The sequence below is a fragment of the Enterococcus sp. DIV1420a genome (assembly GCF_051712165.1).
Classification (GTDB): domain Bacteria; phylum Bacillota; class Bacilli; order Lactobacillales; family Enterococcaceae; genus Enterococcus; species Enterococcus faecalis.
Map to the genome: position 1 here is coordinate 817490 of NZ_JBIOOI010000002.1, position 15938 is coordinate 833427.

Consider the following 15938-nt stretch of genomic DNA (forward strand, 5'->3'; position numbering starts at 1 on the left):
ATTTGAATGAAACAAGTTTAGGAGAGATAGTATGATTACATTAAAATCACCACGAGAAATTGAAATGATGGATGAATCAGGGGAATTATTAGCGGATGTTCACCGTCATTTACGGACGTTTATTAAACCTGGCATTACAAGCTGGGATATTGAAGTATTTGTGAGAGACTTTATTGAAAGTCATGGTGGCGTGGCGGCTCAAATTGGCTATGAAGGCTACAAATATGCTACTTGTTGTAGTATCAACGACGAAATCTGCCACGGATTTCCTCGTAAAAAAGTATTAAAAGATGGCGACCTAATCAAAGTAGATATGTGTGTCGACTTAAAGGGCGCAATCTCTGATTCATGCTGGTCTTATGTCGTGGGTGAATCAACACCTGAAATTGATCGCTTGATGGAAGTAACCAAAAAAGCGCTATATCTTGGGATTGAACAAGCACAAGTAGGAAATAGAATTGGCGACATTGGTCATGCAATTCAAACGTATGTAGAAGGGGAAGGCTACGGGGTTGTTCGCGACTTTGTAGGTCATGGCATTGGCCCAACTATTCATGAAAGTCCAATGATCCCTCACTATGGTGAAGCAGGTAAAGGACTACGTTTAAAAGAAGGAATGGTTATTACCATTGAGCCAATGGTTAACACAGGAACTTGGCGCATGAAAATGGACCCAAATGGTTGGACTGCTTATACTGAAGATGGCGGTCTAAGTTGTCAATATGAACATTCATTAGCGATTACGAAAGAAGGTCCAAGAATCTTAACGTCACAAGGCGAAGAATTGACTTATTAATAAGGAGAGTGTGTGATGAAGTTTCTCGACAACATCAAAAAGAATCAATCTTTGATGCGTTTTATTGAGACAACGCAAAGTCACATGGTCACAGCCGAAATAGGCAACAGCTCAGTGGTTGTTGCCTATTATTTATTACTCTCGCTGTTTCCATTACTGATTGCGGTAGGTAATGTCTTACCTTATTTAAGAATCGACCCTAATTCTGTGTTGCCTTATATTGCAGAGGCGATTCCGAAAGATGTTTATAAGAACTTAGAACCAGCGATTCGTTCACTATTGACTCAACGTTCAGGCGGGTTGCTTTCTGTTTCCGCTTTAGCAGCATTTTGGAGTGCCAGTCAAAGTATTAATGCACTACAAAATGCGATGAATAAAGCTTTTGGTGTCGAACAAAGGAAAAATTTTATTCTCGTAAGAGTGGTCTCATTTTTAGTTATTTTGTTATTTATGGTAGCGATTGTTGGTGTAGTAGTAATTTTAGGTCTGGGTCAGTACATTATTGAATTACTGCAACCAATTTTCCATTACTCAACATCTGTGATCGATACTTTCCAAGCGTTAAAATGGCCGTTAACGACCGTTGTTTTATTAGTGATTATGTGTTTGATTTATGCGGTCGTTCCTAATCGGAAATTATCGTTACGTTCTATTTTGCCAGGGGCCATTTTTTCGACAGTCGGTTGGATACTATTATCACAAATTTTTGGTTTATACGTAAAATATTTTAGTTCTAGAATCGCAAGTTATCAAATCATCGGGAGTTTTATCATCTTAATGTTATGGCTGAATTTTGCTGCCACGATTATTATTTTAGGAGCAATTGTCAACGCTGTTGTCGATGAATACTTATCTGGAGATAAAGAAAAAAAACAACCAAGTTTTGAACAACGCTTGTTTAGATGGTTTAAAAAGAAAAAATAAATGGATTTCTTTAAAAAAGTCTAAACCGTTGCCAGAACACATGTTTCAGCTTGTAAATGCTTCAGTTTACGGTATAATATACCCTGAACGAGAAGAAAGTGGGTTCGACTATGTCACTATTTATTTATGAAGTTTTGATACGTTTATTTATGACATTTATCTTATCTTTGCTATTAACACCACTTGTTAAGCTTCTAGCGTTTCGGATTGGCGCCTATGATGCACCAGGAGAGCGACGAATCAATACCAAAAATATGCCTACAGCAGGAGGACTTGCAATCTACATTGCTTTTGCTAGTTCATGTTTATTGATTTTTCGTTCGATTATCCCACAAGATTATATTTGGCCGATTATTTTGGCTGGTGGAATGGTTGTTTTGACAGGCCTCATTGATGATATTAAAGAGATTACTCCAATGAAAAAAACAATCGGTATTTTGTTAGCAGCATTAGTTATTTATTTTGTTGCTGGAATTCGGATAGATTTTGTGACGTTGCCAGTTGTTGGAATGATTGATTTGCGCTGGTTTAGTTTACCACTAACTTTATTGTGGATTTTAGCGATTACGAATGCAGTAAATTTAATTGATGGTTTGGATGGTTTAGCATCAGGCGTATCCATTATTGGATTAACCACGATTGGTATTACAGGGTATTTTTTCCTACATGCTAAAACGGTCTATATCCCAATTGTTATTTTTATTTTAGTTGCGAGCATTGCGGGATTTTTCCCATACAATTTTTATCCAGCTAAAATATTTCTAGGAGATACCGGGGCGTTATTCCTCGGGTTTATGATTGCAGTAATGTCGTTACAGGGCTTGAAAAATGCTACGTTTATTACGGTAATTACGCCAATGGTGATTTTAGGTGTGCCAATTACGGATACGGTTTATGCAATTATTCGACGGCTATTGAACAAGAAGCCCATTTCCTCAGCAGATAAAATGCATTTGCATCACCGCTTGTTATCTTTAGGTTTTACCCATAAAGGGGCGGTCATGACTATTTATGCATTAGCGTTAGTTTTTTCCTTTGTCTCTTTATTGTTCAGCTATTCAAGTACAGTAGCATCAATTTTATTAATTGTCTTTTGTTTAATTGGCTTAGAACTATTTATTGAACTAATCGGTCTAGTTGGCGAAGGGCATCAACCGTTGATGTATTTGTTACGGATTTTAGGGAATCGTGAATATCGTCAGGAGCAAATGAAAAAGCGACTTGGCAAGCATTCTAAGAGAAAGTAAAGAAATCTTTAGGTTGCTTTGCGAGAGCGTAAACCTATGATATAATTCCATTAAACTTAAAAAAGTATATGTGTGAAACATATGCTTTTTTTTTAAGACGATGTTTCAGTAGTAAGGAGAAATGAGCATGCAAGAAATGGTAACAATCTCGATTGTCACTTATAATAGTCGTTACATTTTTAATGTACTAGACCAATTAAAAGCCGAACTGGGTACTGATAGTATCTATGATATTCATATCTATGACAATCATTCTGAAACAGCGTATCTTGAAAAATTAACAACATATGAACCATTTATTACTATCTATCGCGCTGAAGAAAATCAAGGGTTTGGTCATGGTCATAATCAAGTGTTATTCAATGCTTCGACAAAGTATGCAATTATTTTTAATCCCGATGTTTTGGTTACTAAAGACGTGCTTGATCGTCTATTAGACCGTATCAAAATAGATAAGAACATTGCGGTCGTTAGCCCTAAAGTGTTAAATGAAGATGGCACGACGCAATATTTAGTTCGTCAAAAATTAGATGTCTTCGATTATATGTTACGTTTTATTCCCTTTCAATTTGTAAAGAAAATTTTTGATAAACGTTTGAGTATTTATGAATGTCGCGATTTGTCGGATACAGAAACAACGGATATTAAAATGGGCTCAGGCTGTTTTATGTTGATTGATCGTGAAAAATTCGTTGAAATTGGTGGGTTCGATGAACGTTTCTTCATGTACTTTGAAGACAACGATTTATGTTTACGTTTTGGCAAAGCAGGCTATCGGATTCTCTATACGCCTTTTGAAACGGTTGTTCACATGTATGAAAAGGGCGCCCATAAAAGTCGGAAATTATTTAAAATCTTTATGCAATCAATGGGAAAATTTTTTAACAAATGGGGCTGGAGGTTCTTTTAATGAGTCAAAGATTAGCGGTAGTCATCGTCTTATATCAAATGAAAATGGTTGATACGCCGAATTATTTGTTATTAAAAGAAGTGGTAGATCACCCCAAATTGCACTTATTTATTTATGACAACAGTCCACTTCCTCAAGAAGATGCATTATTTTTACAACAAAATGTTACTTATCGACATAATCCTGATAATCCAGGCCTAGCGACCGCTTATAATGAAGCGATTGCTTTTAGTCAAGCGAATCAATGTGAATTATTGTTGCTCCTTGACCAAGACACAGAAGTGCCAGCCTCTTATTTTGATACGTTGATCATTATGCCATTAGATCCGACTGTGGCAGTCTATGTTCCAATTGTAGAAGCAAATGGACAACAAATTTCGCCAGTATATAGTGATCAATACGTTGGGCTTAAAGGAGCAAAGCCAACAGCAGGGATAGCCAACCAACCGTTGATGGCTATCAATTCTGGTACAGTTATTACGGCAGAAACGCTACGCTGGTTGGAAGGATTTTCGGAAGAATTTCCTTTGGACTATTTAGACCATTGGTTCTTTTATCAATTGAATCAAGCCAATAAAAAGATTGAAGTCTTACCAATCCACCTAAAACAAGAATTGTCTGTTTTAGATTATCGTACAATGAGTCCTCAACGTTATCGCTCTATTATTGAAGCAGAAACGTTATTTTATCGTCGATATGATCAAGAAAAGTTTTCCCATCATCGACGCCATTTATTTTTACGCAGTAGTAAGCAATTTTTAACTGTCAAAAATCGCCAAATTTGGCGGCAAACATTGGCAGAATTTCTCAAGTTAATGAAAGGATAATCTATGATCTCAGTTTGTATTGCGACATATAATGGAGAAAAATATCTCGCGGAACAATTAGATAGTATTCTTTTACAAGTCAGTGAAGAAGATGAACTAATTATTTCAGATGATGGTTCTACTGATCATACGTTGGAAATTTTGAGAACGTATGCAGCGAATTATCCCCAAATTCAATTGTTACAAGGTCCAGGGCAAGGAGTGATTGCTAATTTTGCATTTGCGCTTACGCATACGAAAGGCGAAGTGATATTTTTAGCAGATCAAGATGACGTTTGGTTGCCAAATAAAGTAACGACAGTGACAGAATATTTTGAAACGCACCCTGACATCCAAGTGGTTATTAGTGACTTGAAAATTGTTGATGTGGATTTACAAGTTACCAATCCCTCTTATTTTAAGTTTCGAAAAGTCAAACCAGGATTTTGGCGAAATGCGATAAAAAGTGGCTATATTGGGGCAGGTATGGCCTTTCGTCAAGAGATGAAAAACGTCATTTTACCCATTCCGCCAGAAGTTCCTATGCATGATATGTGGATTGGCTTATTAGCTGCACGGAAGAAGCAAACGGGTCTCATTAAAGAACCATTAGTGCTTTACCGACGACATGGAGCGAATGTCAGTCCCATTATTACCAAAACAAGTTTCCAACAAAAATTAAATTGGCGTGTGAATTTATTAAAAGCTTTACATCAGCGTTTAAAGGAACAGCGCTAAACTTTTACAGATTTGTAAAATTTACGTAAAAAACATGACAAACCCTATGCTTAATGCGATAATAGGGAAGGATATTTGGTTTTATAGAAACTAAAAATAGAAGTTATTTAAGGAGATTGTTCATGAAAGGAATTATTTTAGCAGGCGGAAGCGGGACACGCTTATATCCGTTAACAAAAGCAACATCAAAACAATTAATGCCAATTTACGACAAACCAATGATTTATTACCCAATGTCAACGTTAATGTTGGCGGGAATTAATGAAATTTTGATTATCTCTACACCAGAAGATACACCACGTTTTGAAAGCTTATTCGGCGATGGCCATGATTTAGGCATTCATATCGAATACGCGGTGCAAGAAAGCCCAGATGGTTTGGCGCAAGCATTTATTATTGGTGAAGAATTTATTGGTGATGATAGTGTCTGCTTAGTTTTAGGGGACAATATTTATTATGGTGGCGGCTTATCAAAAATGTTGCAACGAGCGGCTTCTAAAGAGTCAGGAGCAACAGTCTTTGGCTACCATGTAAATGATCCAGAACGTTTCGGCGTGGTAGAATTTGATGAAGAGATGCGGGCGCTTTCTATTGAAGAAAAACCAGCACAACCGAAGTCAAATTACGCAGTGACAGGTTTGTATTTTTACGACAATGAAGTGGTTGAAATTGCGAAAGGGATCAAACCGTCAGAACGTGGGGAATTAGAAATAACAGACGTTAATAAAGTCTACCTTGAAAAAAATAAACTTTCTGTTGAGGTAATGGGCCGTGGCTTTGCTTGGTTAGATACAGGCACACACGAATCCTTATTAGAAGCGTCAACATTTATTGAAACAATTGAAAAACGTCAAAATTTAAAAGTCGCTTGTTTGGAAGAAATTGCTTATCGAATGGGCTATATTACAAAAGAACAATTGGTAGAATTGGCACAACCATTGAAGAAAAATGGCTACGGCCAATACTTGCTACGTTTAGCAGCAGAATAGGAGCGAAGAAACGTGAAAGTTATTGATACAAAATTACAAGATGTCAAAATTATCGAAATGGATGTTTTCGGTGATCATCGTGGCTTTTTTACAGAAAGTTATTCCAAAGCTAAATTTGCAGAACATGGATTAGACTTTGATTTTGTCCAAGATAATCATTCATTATCAACAGAAGCAGGTGTCTTGCGTGGATTGCATTTTCAAAAAGGCGAAGCTGCGCAAACAAAACTAATTCGCGTTGTAACAGGTGCGGTATTAGATGTGATTGTTGATATTCGTAAAGGGAGTCCAACCTATGGTCAATGGGAAGGATACATTTTATCAGAACATAATCACCGTCAGCTTTTAGTACCAAAAGGTTTTGCCCATGGTTTTGTCACTTTGACACCGAACGTGAACTTTATGTACAAGTGTGACAATTACTACAATGCGGCAGCAGACGGCGGTATTGCTTTTAACGATCCAGCGTTAGCTATTGATTGGCCAATTGCGCCAGAAAAAGCGATTACGTCAGAAAAGGATCAAAAACATCCAACCTTAAAAGAATTTGAAGCGGAAAATCCGTTTATCTATGGCGAAATTTAAGAAAAAAGTAGGAGAGTTTCAATTATGAAAAAAATCATCGTAACAGGTGGAGCTGGTTTTATCGGCTCAAATTTTGTTCATTATGTTGTAAAGAATCATCCAGAAGTTCATGTAACTGTATTAGATAAATTAACGTATGCAGGAAATGAAAGAAATCTTGAAGGTCTACCAAGTGATCGCGTGGAATTAGTCGTAGGAGATATCGCTGATGCTGAATTAGTTAATCGTTTAGTCGCTGAAACAGATGCAGTCGTTCACTATGCTGCTGAATCGCATAACGACAACTCATTAAACGACCCATTCCCATTTGTACAAACCAATCTGATTGGGACGTACACATTGATCGAAGCTTGCCGTAAAAACAATGTTCGTTACCACCATGTATCGACTGATGAAGTTTATGGCGATTTACCTTTAAGAGAAGATTTACCAGGACATGGAGAAGGCGAAGGGGAAAAATTCACTGCCGAAACGCCTTACAATCCTTCAAGTCCTTATTCTTCAACAAAAGCAGGATCTGACTTGTTAGTCAAAGCATGGGTTCGTTCTTTTAACTTACAAGCAACAATTTCAAACTGTTCAAATAACTATGGTCCATATCAACATATTGAAAAATTTATTCCTCGTCAAATTACCAATGTCTTAAGTGGCATTACACCAAAACTTTATGGTGCTGGTAAAAATGTTCGTGACTGGATTCATACAAACGACCATTCTTCGGCTGTTTGGGCAATTTTAACAAAAGGGCAAATTGGCGAAACGTATTTAATTGGAGCCGATGGTGAAGAAGACAATAAAACAGTGATGGAATTAATTTTAGAATTAATGGGACAACCTATTGATGCCTATGAGCATGTCAACGATCGTGCAGGACATGACTTACGTTATGCGATTGATTCAACCAGATTACGCGAAGAATTAGGTTGGGAACCAGAATTCACGAATTTCCGTGAAGGCTTGGCAGAAACAATCAAGTGGTATACAGAAAATGAAGACTGGTGGCGTGCAGATAAAGAAGCTGTTGAAGCAAAATATGCACAAAATGGTCAGTAATTTTTTCTGACATGTGAGATAACAGTCGAAAGGCGATGGCAAAGTACAAAAGCTACTTTGCCCTGCCTTTTTTTCAAGAAGGAGCGAAAAAAATGATTTTAATTACTGGTGGAAATGGCCAATTGGGCACAGAATTACGTCACCTATTAGACGAACAAGGAATTGAGTATGTTTCAACGGATTCAACAGAATTAGATATTACTGATGCGGATAGTACGTTGGCAAAAGTGAAAGAAATTCAACCAAGCGTCATTTATCATTGTGCTGCTTATACAGCTGTTGATAAAGCAGAAGACGAAGGCAAGGAATTAGATGAAAAAGTGAATGTAGATGGCACACGTCATGTTGCAGAAGCTGCTAAAGCAGTGGGGGCGACACTTGTTTACGTAAGTACAGATTATATTTTTGATGGAACTAAAAAAGAAGGCGTCTATGCGATTGATGATCAACCGAATCCTTTAAATGAGTATGGTCGGACGAAGTTATTAGGTGAACAAGCGGTCCAAGAAATCCTGGACGACTATTATATTATTCGAACATCATGGGTATTTGGCCAATACGGTCATAACTTTGTCTTTACCATGCAAAAATTAGCGGAAACAAGAGACCAACTAACGGTAGTGGACGATCAGTTTGGCCGCCCAACTTGGACAAGAACGTTAGCCGAATTTATGGTATTTGTTATTGCAGAAAAAGCGCCATTTGGTGTTTATCATTTGTCTAATGAAAACAGCTGTAGCTGGTATCAGTTTGCTAAAGAAATTTTAAAAGATACTGAAGTGGAAGTACTGCCAGTGGATTCAACTCAATTTCCACAAAAGGCGCAAAGACCACAATATTCTGTCATGGATTTAAGTAAAACAGAAGCGTTAGGCTTTAAAATTCCTACTTGGCAAGAAGCCTTAGCACAAATGTTAGAAAATGTTCAACAATAAATTGTTTTGTGTAAGTGAGGGGTTTTGTTAGAGAAAAAGTGGAAAGGTGTTTCTCTTTATGAAGGTACTTTTAATCATTCCTGCTTACAATGAGGAAGAAAACATTTTGCGGACGATTGCTTCCATTGAAACATTTAAACAGGAAGTTACGCATTTTCAACATGAATTGGATTATGTGGTAATTAATGATGGCTCGACAGATGGAACCAAACAAATTTTAGAAGTCAACCAAATTAATGCCATTCATTTAGTGTTGAATTTAGGTATTGGCGGGGCGGTACAGACCGGCTATAAATATGCCTTAGAAAATGAGTATGATGTGGCGGTTCAGTTTGATGGTGATGGTCAACATGATATCAATAGTTTACCTATTTTACTGGAACCATTAGCAGAGGGTAAATGTGATTTTTCGATTGGCTCTCGTTTCATTCCTGGAAACGAAGCGGCTTTTCAAAGTACGAAAATGCGCCGTTTTGGTATTCGTTTGTTATCCTTTTGTATTCGAATGGCTTCTGGTAAAACAATTTATGATGTGACTTCTGGTTATCGAGCGGGAAATCGGAAAGTGATTGCTTTTTTTGCAAAGCGTTATCCGACAAATTATCCTGAGCCAGAATCGATTGTTCACTTAATTAAAAAACGTTTTGTGATTGTTGAAAGACCTGTCAATATGATGGAACGGCTTGGTGGTGTTTCTTCGATTCGTGCATTGGCTTCTGTGAAGTATATGCTAGAAGTCGGCTCAGCAATTCTGATTGCTGCCTTTATGAAGGAGGGAGATTAATGCTACCAACCGTGTTATGGCTAGCTTTATTTTTATTTGCAATTGGCTTTTTCTTATACATTATTCGAGGAATTAATAAAAATATTTTTCTCCTAAAAAATGCTTTGATTTGGTTATTAATCTCAATTGTCTTAATTATTTTTGCTATTTTCCCGCATGTGGCAGAATGGTTAGCAATGGCCTTTGGGTTTGAAACAACATCAAACTTCTTATTATCAGCTGCGGTGATTGTCCTTTTAATTATGGAAATTAAAAATTCTGTGTTGATTTCAAAACACGAAAATCGCATTAAAACATTATTGCAAGAATTATCTATCATGAAATCTGAAGAAAATAAAAAAGATCGCTAATGTGTAGTGACCCTTAAAAGTTGGACCTGAAAGTCTAATATTTAAGGGTCAGCTCAATGAATAGCGATCTTTTTTATTTAAGATTCATAATCACAATGCCGACAATAATAACCACAGCACCAATAAGGGCATTCGTTGTGATTGTCTCTTTTAGAATAAGATTTGAAGCAATTAAAATAGCGATGTTTGTACAGGCAACGCCTAAAGGAACAATGTAAGAAACATCGGAACGACTAATAATTAACATCCATAAAATAAAACTAATTAAATAACAAAATAAACCTAATAAAGATATAAGTGAGATATTCATTGAAAAGATTGTTTGTTGGAGTTGGATGTTCAAACTGCTAGAACCTAGTTTAAATAAGACTAGACCAGCAGAAGACAGAAATACGTAAATAATAAAAAGAACCATAATTTCCCTTCTCTCAAAAATAGTTTCCGTGCAAAAAAATGCAAGACCTCCATTATTGTAGCATAATCTCCTAAAAATTGGACAAGATTTTTTAATATAGCGAAATCAGTTAAATTTTTCTTTATAAAAAGGGGTCTACTATTGAAAAGCTAGGCGTTTATCGATAAAATAGAAATGTTGTTTAAAATGGCATTTTTGTATCCAAAAATTTTAGATAAAAATAGTTTATTACGGAAGGAATAAGTATATGTTTAAAGAAACATTTTCAATTTTCAAGAATATTTTTCAGAACAAAAAATTGTTATTACAATTTTCATTTAATGATTTTAAGGCCAAGTATGCTGGTTCAGCACTAGGAATTGTCTGGGCGTTTTTAACGCCATTAGTAACTGTTTTGACGTATTGGTTTGTCTTTTCTGTAGGCCTTCGTTCTAGAGCTGGCGACAATATGCCATTCATTGTCTATTTAGTAACAGGGATGGTACCTTGGTTCTTCTTTTCAGATTCGTTATTATCAGCCACGAATGTGTTTCGTGAATATAGTTATTTAGTTAAAAAAGTCGTGTTTAATGTACAAATTTTACCAACATCTAAAATTTTATCGAACTTGTACACCCACTTGTTTTTCATTCTAATTGGTTTTGTAATTACTACAGCTAACGGTTATTACCCAAGTCTGTACAGTTTGCAATTAATTTACTACTTAGCTTGTTTATTAGTCTTTTTAACAGCAATTACGTGGATTACTGCTTCAACACAACCATTTTTACCTGATATTATGCAATTTATCAATATCATTATGCAAACAGTTATGTGGACATTGCCAATTTTATGGCAACCAACTGGAATGATTGCGACAATCTTAAAAATCAATCCATTATATTATATTGTTCAAGGATACCGCGAATCTTATTTAGGCGGTGCATGGTTCTGGGAACATTGGCAATATAGCTTATATTTCTGGGGAGTTACTATTGTTTTACTATTAATTGGCTCAACCGTGTTTAGACGCTTAAAACCACATTTTTCAGATGTACTATAAGGAGAGAACGACATGTCAGAATATGCAATCGATATCCAACATATTACCAAAACATACAACATGTATAAAAAGCCGTCCGATCGGTTTAAAGAAGCGCTTAGTCCAACCAAAAAATCCTACCACGATTTGTTTTATGCGTTAGACGACGTCACGATGCAAATTAAAAAAGGCGAGATGATTGGTTTTGTCGGCGAAAATGGCTCTGGAAAATCAACCATGTTAAAAATTATTACAGGAGTACTAACACCAACCTCCGGGTCTATGGTGATTAATGGGAAAATTTCAGCGTTACTTGAATTAGGTTCAGGTTTTAACCCAGAATATTCAGGGTATGAAAATATTTTCTTAAATGGAATGGTCTTGGGTTTTTCCCGAGAAGAGATGGCAGAGCGTGTCCAAGATGTCATTGATTTTGCTGACATCGGCGATCATTTGTATCAACCAGTTAAGACATACTCTAGTGGTATGTTTGTCCGCTTGGCTTTTGCGGTAGCCATTAACGTGGATCCCGATATTTTAATTGTCGATGAAGCGTTGGCTGTCGGGGATTTAGAGTTTCAATTAAAATGTATGGAAAAATTTACGGAAATTAAAAATTCTGGTAAAACAATTTTATTTGTTTCTCACGATGTAAACTCCATCCGTCGTTTTTGTGACAGAACTTTTTGGTTGCAACACGGGAAAGTCGTTGAATATGGAGATACGATGGACGTGACGACCAACTACGAAAACTTTTTGAAAAAGAAATCAATTAAAACGGTTGACCGCGAAGCGACCATGAAAGATGAAACCCCAACACCAGATATTATTGAAGTGGATCATGCGGAACTTTTAAATGCGGATTATGAACCATTAGAAATGGTAACGCAAGATGAAAAAGTGATTGTAAAAATTGAATATACTGTCAAAAATGACCAAATTAAGAAGCCTGTTTGTGGGGTCGCTATTCGAACAGTGGACAACCATTATGTCTGTGGCTTAAATACGTTATTAGATGGCGTGCAAATTCCTTGGAAAAAAGGACGGAATGTTTTTTATTTAGAATATGAAAAAATGTCATTATTAACAGGTGAATATTATTTTGATATTGCTTTCTTTGAGGAACATGCAACAGTCCCATTAGTCTACAAAACAAAATACGTGACGATGTTTATTACCGGTCGTTATGCCGGAGAAGGAATTGTCATCTTAGATCATAAATGGAAGGATACGACAAAAGATGAAGTATGATTTTGAAATGGAAACAGACGAGAGTACCAGTGTTGGGAAAATCGTAGCACAAATCAAAGAAAATAGTGATGTCTTGGAATTTGGTCCAGGTAATGGGCGGATGACTAGCTATTTGATGGAAGAAAAAAAGTGCCGGGTCTCAATTGTTGAATTAGACAAAGAACTTTATGATCATGTCAGTCAATTTTCAACAGATGCCTTTTATGGCAATATTGATGAAAATGATTGGGTCAAATACTTTGCTGGTAAGACGTTTGATTATATCGTTTTTGCGGATGTGTTGGAACATTTAATGAATCCTCAAAGCGCCTTAGCAAAAGTCAAACCGTTTTTAAAACCAGGCGGTCAAATCTTAATCACTTTCCCTAATTTGGCGCATAATTCGGTCTTAATTGATTTATTTAATAATCGTTTAACGTGGAATGAAACTGGGCTGTTGGATGCTACGCATAAATCATTCTATTTACAAGAAGGATTTGAAAAAGTTTTTGCAGAAGTTGGTTTATACATTGCCAAAGAAGATTTTACATTTAATCAAGTTGGCTACAACGAAATTCCTACGACGTATGAAGCGTTACCTGTAGAAGTACAAGCAGCTTTTAAAGCGCGTCCCTTTGGCGAAGTGTATCAGTACTTTTTTGCCTTGACTGCTGAACCAATAGAACAGCCAGAGCGAGTGACACCAGTAAATTCATACAATGAAAAAAACGTTCATATTTTAATTAATTGCGGCGAAGAAAAAGAGACTGAGTTGGATCAACCAGTTGATTTACAAAAACCTGAAACAAAACAGTTCCAACTGAAGATACCAGAAGACGTCCAACTGATAAAATTATTCCCAAGTTTAACGGGGGCAATTGTTAAATTATCCATGACGATAGACGGCGAGACAGTCCCAGTCGCAGCCACGAATGCTTTTCTGGTACAAGAGAATATCTATTATTTCTTAGATACGCAAGTACCTGTAATCGAAGTAACCGATGCACAAATGGCAGGCAAAGACCTGACAGTAGCCATTGATTATTTCTTTGAAGGCAACTATTCAGAACGTGAAAATACCTTTATTCATGCACTGTTAGATGAAAGAAATCAATTTTTAGAAGAAATGAATAAACAGACGGAGACTGCCCCTATGCCTACTGGAAAATATAAACTAATCACGTTAACTAAATTTGACAAAATGATTAATTTAACCATCGATGATATTGCTCGCGATGTAGAAAATAACGTTTCTGTTATCAGAGGGTGGGCGTATGACAAACAAACAAATTATCCGCTAAGATTCAGTATTGCAGAAGCTAGTGAATCAGTCACTTATACGGTGGAAACAGAATACCGTCGTGATGTTATTGATATGTTTGAATTAGAAGGCGATCAAGATTATGGTTTTGTCATTACGATTAAAGATCCAGAAGATTTACCAGCTTACACGCTAAACATTGACACCAAATCAGGCCAGAAGGTTCAATACGTGGTGGAGCGTCCAAACATGGTTCAACCAGGCACGAAATTTGATCGAGCATGGCGTTCGATTCAGACACGTGGTTTGATGGGCTCAGTGAAGTGGTACTTTAAACGACAAGAAAAAGCAGAAGCCCCTGTTGACGTGGAGGCAGTTTTAGCGGAAATTAAAACGTTCCAATTTCAGCCTAAAATTTCTGTCGCTGTGCCTGTTTATAATGTCGAAGAAAAATGGCTTGCAGCGTGCGTTTCTTCTTTACAAAATCAGTACTATGAAAATTGGGAGTTATGTTTAGCAGATGATGCATCGCCAAGCGAACATATTAAGCCTATGCTAGAAAAATATAAAGAACTAGATCAACGAATCAAAGTTATTTATCGCGAAGAAAACGGACATATTTCAGAAGCAACTAACTCAGCTTTGTCGATTGCTACTGGCGATTTTGTTGGTTTCATGGATAACGATGATGAATTAGCGCCACAAGCATTATATGAAGTGGTCAAAGCTTTAAATACAGACCCAACGATTGATTTTCTTTATACTGATGAAGATAAAATTACAGAAAATGGTCGTCGCTTCAACGCGTTTTACAAATCGGACTGGAATCCAGAACTGATTTTAAATCATAATTACATTACACACTTTGTTGTTGTGAAACGTGATTTATTAGAAAAAGTAGGCGGACTGAACTCAGCATATAACGGCGCTCAAGACTATGATTTCGTATTACGAGCAACGGAACAAGCAACGAAAATCAAGCATATTCCTGGTATGATGTATCATTGGCGTGCCATTGAATCATCGACTGCTCTAAACCCTGAAAGCAAAGGTTACGCCTATGTAGCTGGTCAAAAAGCGGTCCAAGCGGCAACGGAACGCCGTGGCTTAAAAGCACAAGTAGAGATTGCCGAATTTTATGGTTCCTATAAAATTAACTATCTTTATGATCATGTGCCGATGGTATCATTGATTATTACGAATGATACAGAGAATATGAGTAGTTACTTACGTCAATTATTAGAAAAAACTGCCTATACAAATTATGAAATTCTATTGCCTGCACGCTTCGAGAATCAAATAAATATCCAAAATGACCGTCTTCGTTATGTTTCAACAGAAACTCGTCATGGCATGATTCAAGCTGCTAAGGGAGAATATGTGGCTTTATTAAATGCTGGATTGGTACCAACGAAAAATGATTGGTTAAAAGAGTTAATGAACATTGGTCAACAAGAGACCTCTGGTTTAGTGACTGGCCGCGTAGTTGACGCACGCTATCGCGTGGAAACGGTGGGAGTATCAGTTGATACAGACAAAGGTCGATTACTTTATCCTGAAAAAGGCACCCCTGGTAAAAGCTTAGGTTACTATTACAGAATTGCTTTACCAAGAAATATTCAAGCAGCAACTGAAGACTGCTTACTATTCAATAAACAACTTTACCTAAATTTAGAAGGAATTAACGAAAACTTAGGAAAAGAGTGGATGGGTGTCGATTTATCGTTACAATTTGCTAGCGCTGGTAAACGAAATGTATATGTGTCCTATGCAATTTTGAAAGCAGACGAAAAAATGCAAAACCATGATAAAAAAGGATCTTATAAAGAACTTGCGGAAAAATGGACCGCGGAAGCTTTAGTTGATCCCTACCGAAATCCGAAACATCTATAAG

At 36.6% G+C, this 15938-nt stretch carries 16 protein-coding genes; 15 read left to right on the top strand and 1 reads right to left on the bottom strand.

The window, feature by feature from the left end; genetic code table 11:
• The first annotated feature begins 31 nt into the window (after window positions 1–31).
• From map to IGI80_RS15380, 12 genes are all read left to right on the top strand, one after another.
• A complete protein-coding gene (gene map, locus IGI80_RS15325) occupies window positions 32–796 on the top strand; it encodes a type I methionyl aminopeptidase (RefSeq protein ID WP_002356886.1) in 765 nt (254 codons plus the stop codon).
• 15 nt (window positions 797–811) lie between these two features.
• Window positions 812–1720 carry a YihY/virulence factor BrkB family protein gene (locus IGI80_RS15330; protein WP_438724129.1) on the top strand — a complete coding sequence of 303 codons (909 nt, stop codon included), beginning with the start codon at window positions 812–814 and terminating at the stop codon, window positions 1718–1720.
• Between the two features lie 110 nt (window positions 1721–1830).
• Window positions 1831–2967 (top strand): MraY family glycosyltransferase, encoded by a 1137-nt coding sequence (locus IGI80_RS15335; RefSeq protein ID WP_002366956.1) that lies wholly within the window; start codon window positions 1831–1833, stop codon window positions 2965–2967.
• 121 nt (window positions 2968–3088) lie between these two features.
• Window positions 3089–3877, top strand: a complete 789-nt coding sequence (locus IGI80_RS15340) for a glycosyltransferase family 2 protein (RefSeq protein WP_438724130.1) — start codon at window positions 3089–3091, stop codon at window positions 3875–3877.
• Window positions 3877–4704 carry a glycosyltransferase gene (locus IGI80_RS15345; protein WP_438724131.1) on the top strand — a complete coding sequence of 276 codons (828 nt, stop codon included), beginning with the start codon at window positions 3877–3879 and terminating at the stop codon, window positions 4702–4704. Before IGI80_RS15340 ends, IGI80_RS15345 begins: the two co-directional genes overlap by 1 nt.
• A 3-nt stretch (window positions 4705–4707) precedes the next feature.
• On the top strand, window positions 4708–5421 hold the full coding sequence (locus IGI80_RS15350) for a glycosyltransferase family 2 protein (protein WP_438724132.1): 714 nt from the start codon (window positions 4708–4710) through the stop codon (window positions 5419–5421).
• A gap of 122 nt (window positions 5422–5543) precedes the next feature.
• Complete coding sequence (rfbA, locus tag IGI80_RS15355) at window positions 5544–6410, top strand: glucose-1-phosphate thymidylyltransferase RfbA (RefSeq protein ID WP_002364387.1); 867 nt, start codon at window positions 5544–5546, stop codon at window positions 6408–6410.
• Window positions 6411–6422: 12 nt separating this feature from the next.
• Window positions 6423–6995 carry a dTDP-4-dehydrorhamnose 3,5-epimerase gene (gene rfbC / locus IGI80_RS15360; RefSeq protein ID WP_002356893.1) on the top strand — a complete coding sequence of 191 codons (573 nt, stop codon included), beginning with the start codon at window positions 6423–6425 and terminating at the stop codon, window positions 6993–6995.
• Window positions 6996–7019: 24 nt separating this feature from the next.
• Window positions 7020–8048, top strand: a complete 1029-nt coding sequence (gene rfbB / locus IGI80_RS15365) for a dTDP-glucose 4,6-dehydratase (RefSeq protein WP_438724133.1) — start codon at window positions 7020–7022, stop codon at window positions 8046–8048.
• A 92-nt stretch (window positions 8049–8140) separates the two neighbouring features.
• Complete coding sequence (gene rfbD / locus IGI80_RS15370) at window positions 8141–8983, top strand: dTDP-4-dehydrorhamnose reductase (protein WP_236919281.1); 843 nt, start codon at window positions 8141–8143, stop codon at window positions 8981–8983.
• Between the two features lie 58 nt (window positions 8984–9041).
• Window positions 9042–9767 carry a glycosyltransferase family 2 protein gene (locus IGI80_RS15375; RefSeq protein WP_002359897.1) on the top strand — a complete coding sequence of 242 codons (726 nt, stop codon included), beginning with the start codon at window positions 9042–9044 and terminating at the stop codon, window positions 9765–9767.
• Window positions 9767–10117 (top strand): DUF2304 domain-containing protein, encoded by a 351-nt coding sequence (locus tag IGI80_RS15380; RefSeq protein WP_002356898.1) that lies wholly within the window; start codon window positions 9767–9769, stop codon window positions 10115–10117. Before IGI80_RS15375 ends, IGI80_RS15380 begins: the two co-directional genes overlap by 1 nt.
• Window positions 10118–10190: 73 nt before the next feature.
• Here the strand turns inward: IGI80_RS15380 and IGI80_RS15385 are convergent, their stop codons facing one another.
• Window positions 10191–10532: an EamA family transporter gene (locus IGI80_RS15385; protein ID WP_002356899.1), complete on the bottom strand. Its 342-nt coding sequence runs from the start codon at window positions 10530–10532 to the stop codon at window positions 10191–10193.
• Between the two features lie 247 nt (window positions 10533–10779).
• Between IGI80_RS15385 and IGI80_RS15390 the strand changes: the two genes are divergently transcribed.
• Genes IGI80_RS15390 through IGI80_RS15400 form a run of 3 tightly spaced genes read left to right on the top strand, consistent with a single transcriptional unit; the run spans window position 10780 to window position 15937 of the window.
• Window positions 10780–11574 (top strand): ABC transporter permease, encoded by a 795-nt coding sequence (locus IGI80_RS15390; RefSeq protein ID WP_002356900.1) that lies wholly within the window; start codon window positions 10780–10782, stop codon window positions 11572–11574.
• 12 nt (window positions 11575–11586) lie between these two features.
• On the top strand, window positions 11587–12804 hold the full coding sequence (locus tag IGI80_RS15395; RefSeq protein ID WP_438724134.1) for an ABC transporter ATP-binding protein: 1218 nt from the start codon (window positions 11587–11589) through the stop codon (window positions 12802–12804).
• Window positions 12794–15937 (top strand): glycosyltransferase, encoded by a 3144-nt coding sequence (locus IGI80_RS15400; protein WP_438724135.1) that lies wholly within the window; start codon window positions 12794–12796, stop codon window positions 15935–15937. Before IGI80_RS15395 ends, IGI80_RS15400 begins: the two co-directional genes overlap by 11 nt.
• The last annotated feature ends 1 nt before the right edge of the window (window position 15938 follow it).

What these genes read in the sequence shown, in the direction of transcription:
- IGI80_RS15385 (WP_002356899.1), bottom strand. Translation starts at nt 10,532, where the DNA reads ATGGTTCTTTTTATTATTTACGTATTTCTGTCTTCTGCTGGTCTAGTC.
- map (WP_002356886.1), top strand. Translation starts at nt 32, where the DNA reads ATGATTACATTAAAATCACCACGAGAAATTGAAATGATGGATGAATCA.
- IGI80_RS15390 (WP_002356900.1), top strand. Translation starts at nt 10,780, where the DNA reads ATGTTTAAAGAAACATTTTCAATTTTCAAGAATATTTTTCAGAACAAA.
- IGI80_RS15400 (WP_438724135.1), top strand. Translation starts at nt 12,794, where the DNA reads ATGAAGTATGATTTTGAAATGGAAACAGACGAGAGTACCAGTGTTGGG.
- rfbB (WP_438724133.1), top strand. Translation starts at nt 7,020, where the DNA reads ATGAAAAAAATCATCGTAACAGGTGGAGCTGGTTTTATCGGCTCAAAT.
- IGI80_RS15340 (WP_438724130.1), top strand. Translation starts at nt 3,089, where the DNA reads ATGAGCATGCAAGAAATGGTAACAATCTCGATTGTCACTTATAATAGT.
- IGI80_RS15345 (WP_438724131.1), top strand. Translation starts at nt 3,877, where the DNA reads ATGAGTCAAAGATTAGCGGTAGTCATCGTCTTATATCAAATGAAAATG.
- IGI80_RS15395 (WP_438724134.1), top strand. Translation starts at nt 11,587, where the DNA reads ATGTCAGAATATGCAATCGATATCCAACATATTACCAAAACATACAAC.
- IGI80_RS15380 (WP_002356898.1), top strand. Translation starts at nt 9,767, where the DNA reads ATGCTACCAACCGTGTTATGGCTAGCTTTATTTTTATTTGCAATTGGC.
- IGI80_RS15330 (WP_438724129.1), top strand. Translation starts at nt 812, where the DNA reads ATGAAGTTTCTCGACAACATCAAAAAGAATCAATCTTTGATGCGTTTT.
- IGI80_RS15375 (WP_002359897.1), top strand. Translation starts at nt 9,042, where the DNA reads ATGAAGGTACTTTTAATCATTCCTGCTTACAATGAGGAAGAAAACATT.
- rfbA (WP_002364387.1), top strand. Translation starts at nt 5,544, where the DNA reads ATGAAAGGAATTATTTTAGCAGGCGGAAGCGGGACACGCTTATATCCG.
- IGI80_RS15350 (WP_438724132.1), top strand. Translation starts at nt 4,708, where the DNA reads ATGATCTCAGTTTGTATTGCGACATATAATGGAGAAAAATATCTCGCG.
- IGI80_RS15335 (WP_002366956.1), top strand. Translation starts at nt 1,831, where the DNA reads ATGTCACTATTTATTTATGAAGTTTTGATACGTTTATTTATGACATTT.
- rfbD (WP_236919281.1), top strand. Translation starts at nt 8,141, where the DNA reads ATGATTTTAATTACTGGTGGAAATGGCCAATTGGGCACAGAATTACGT.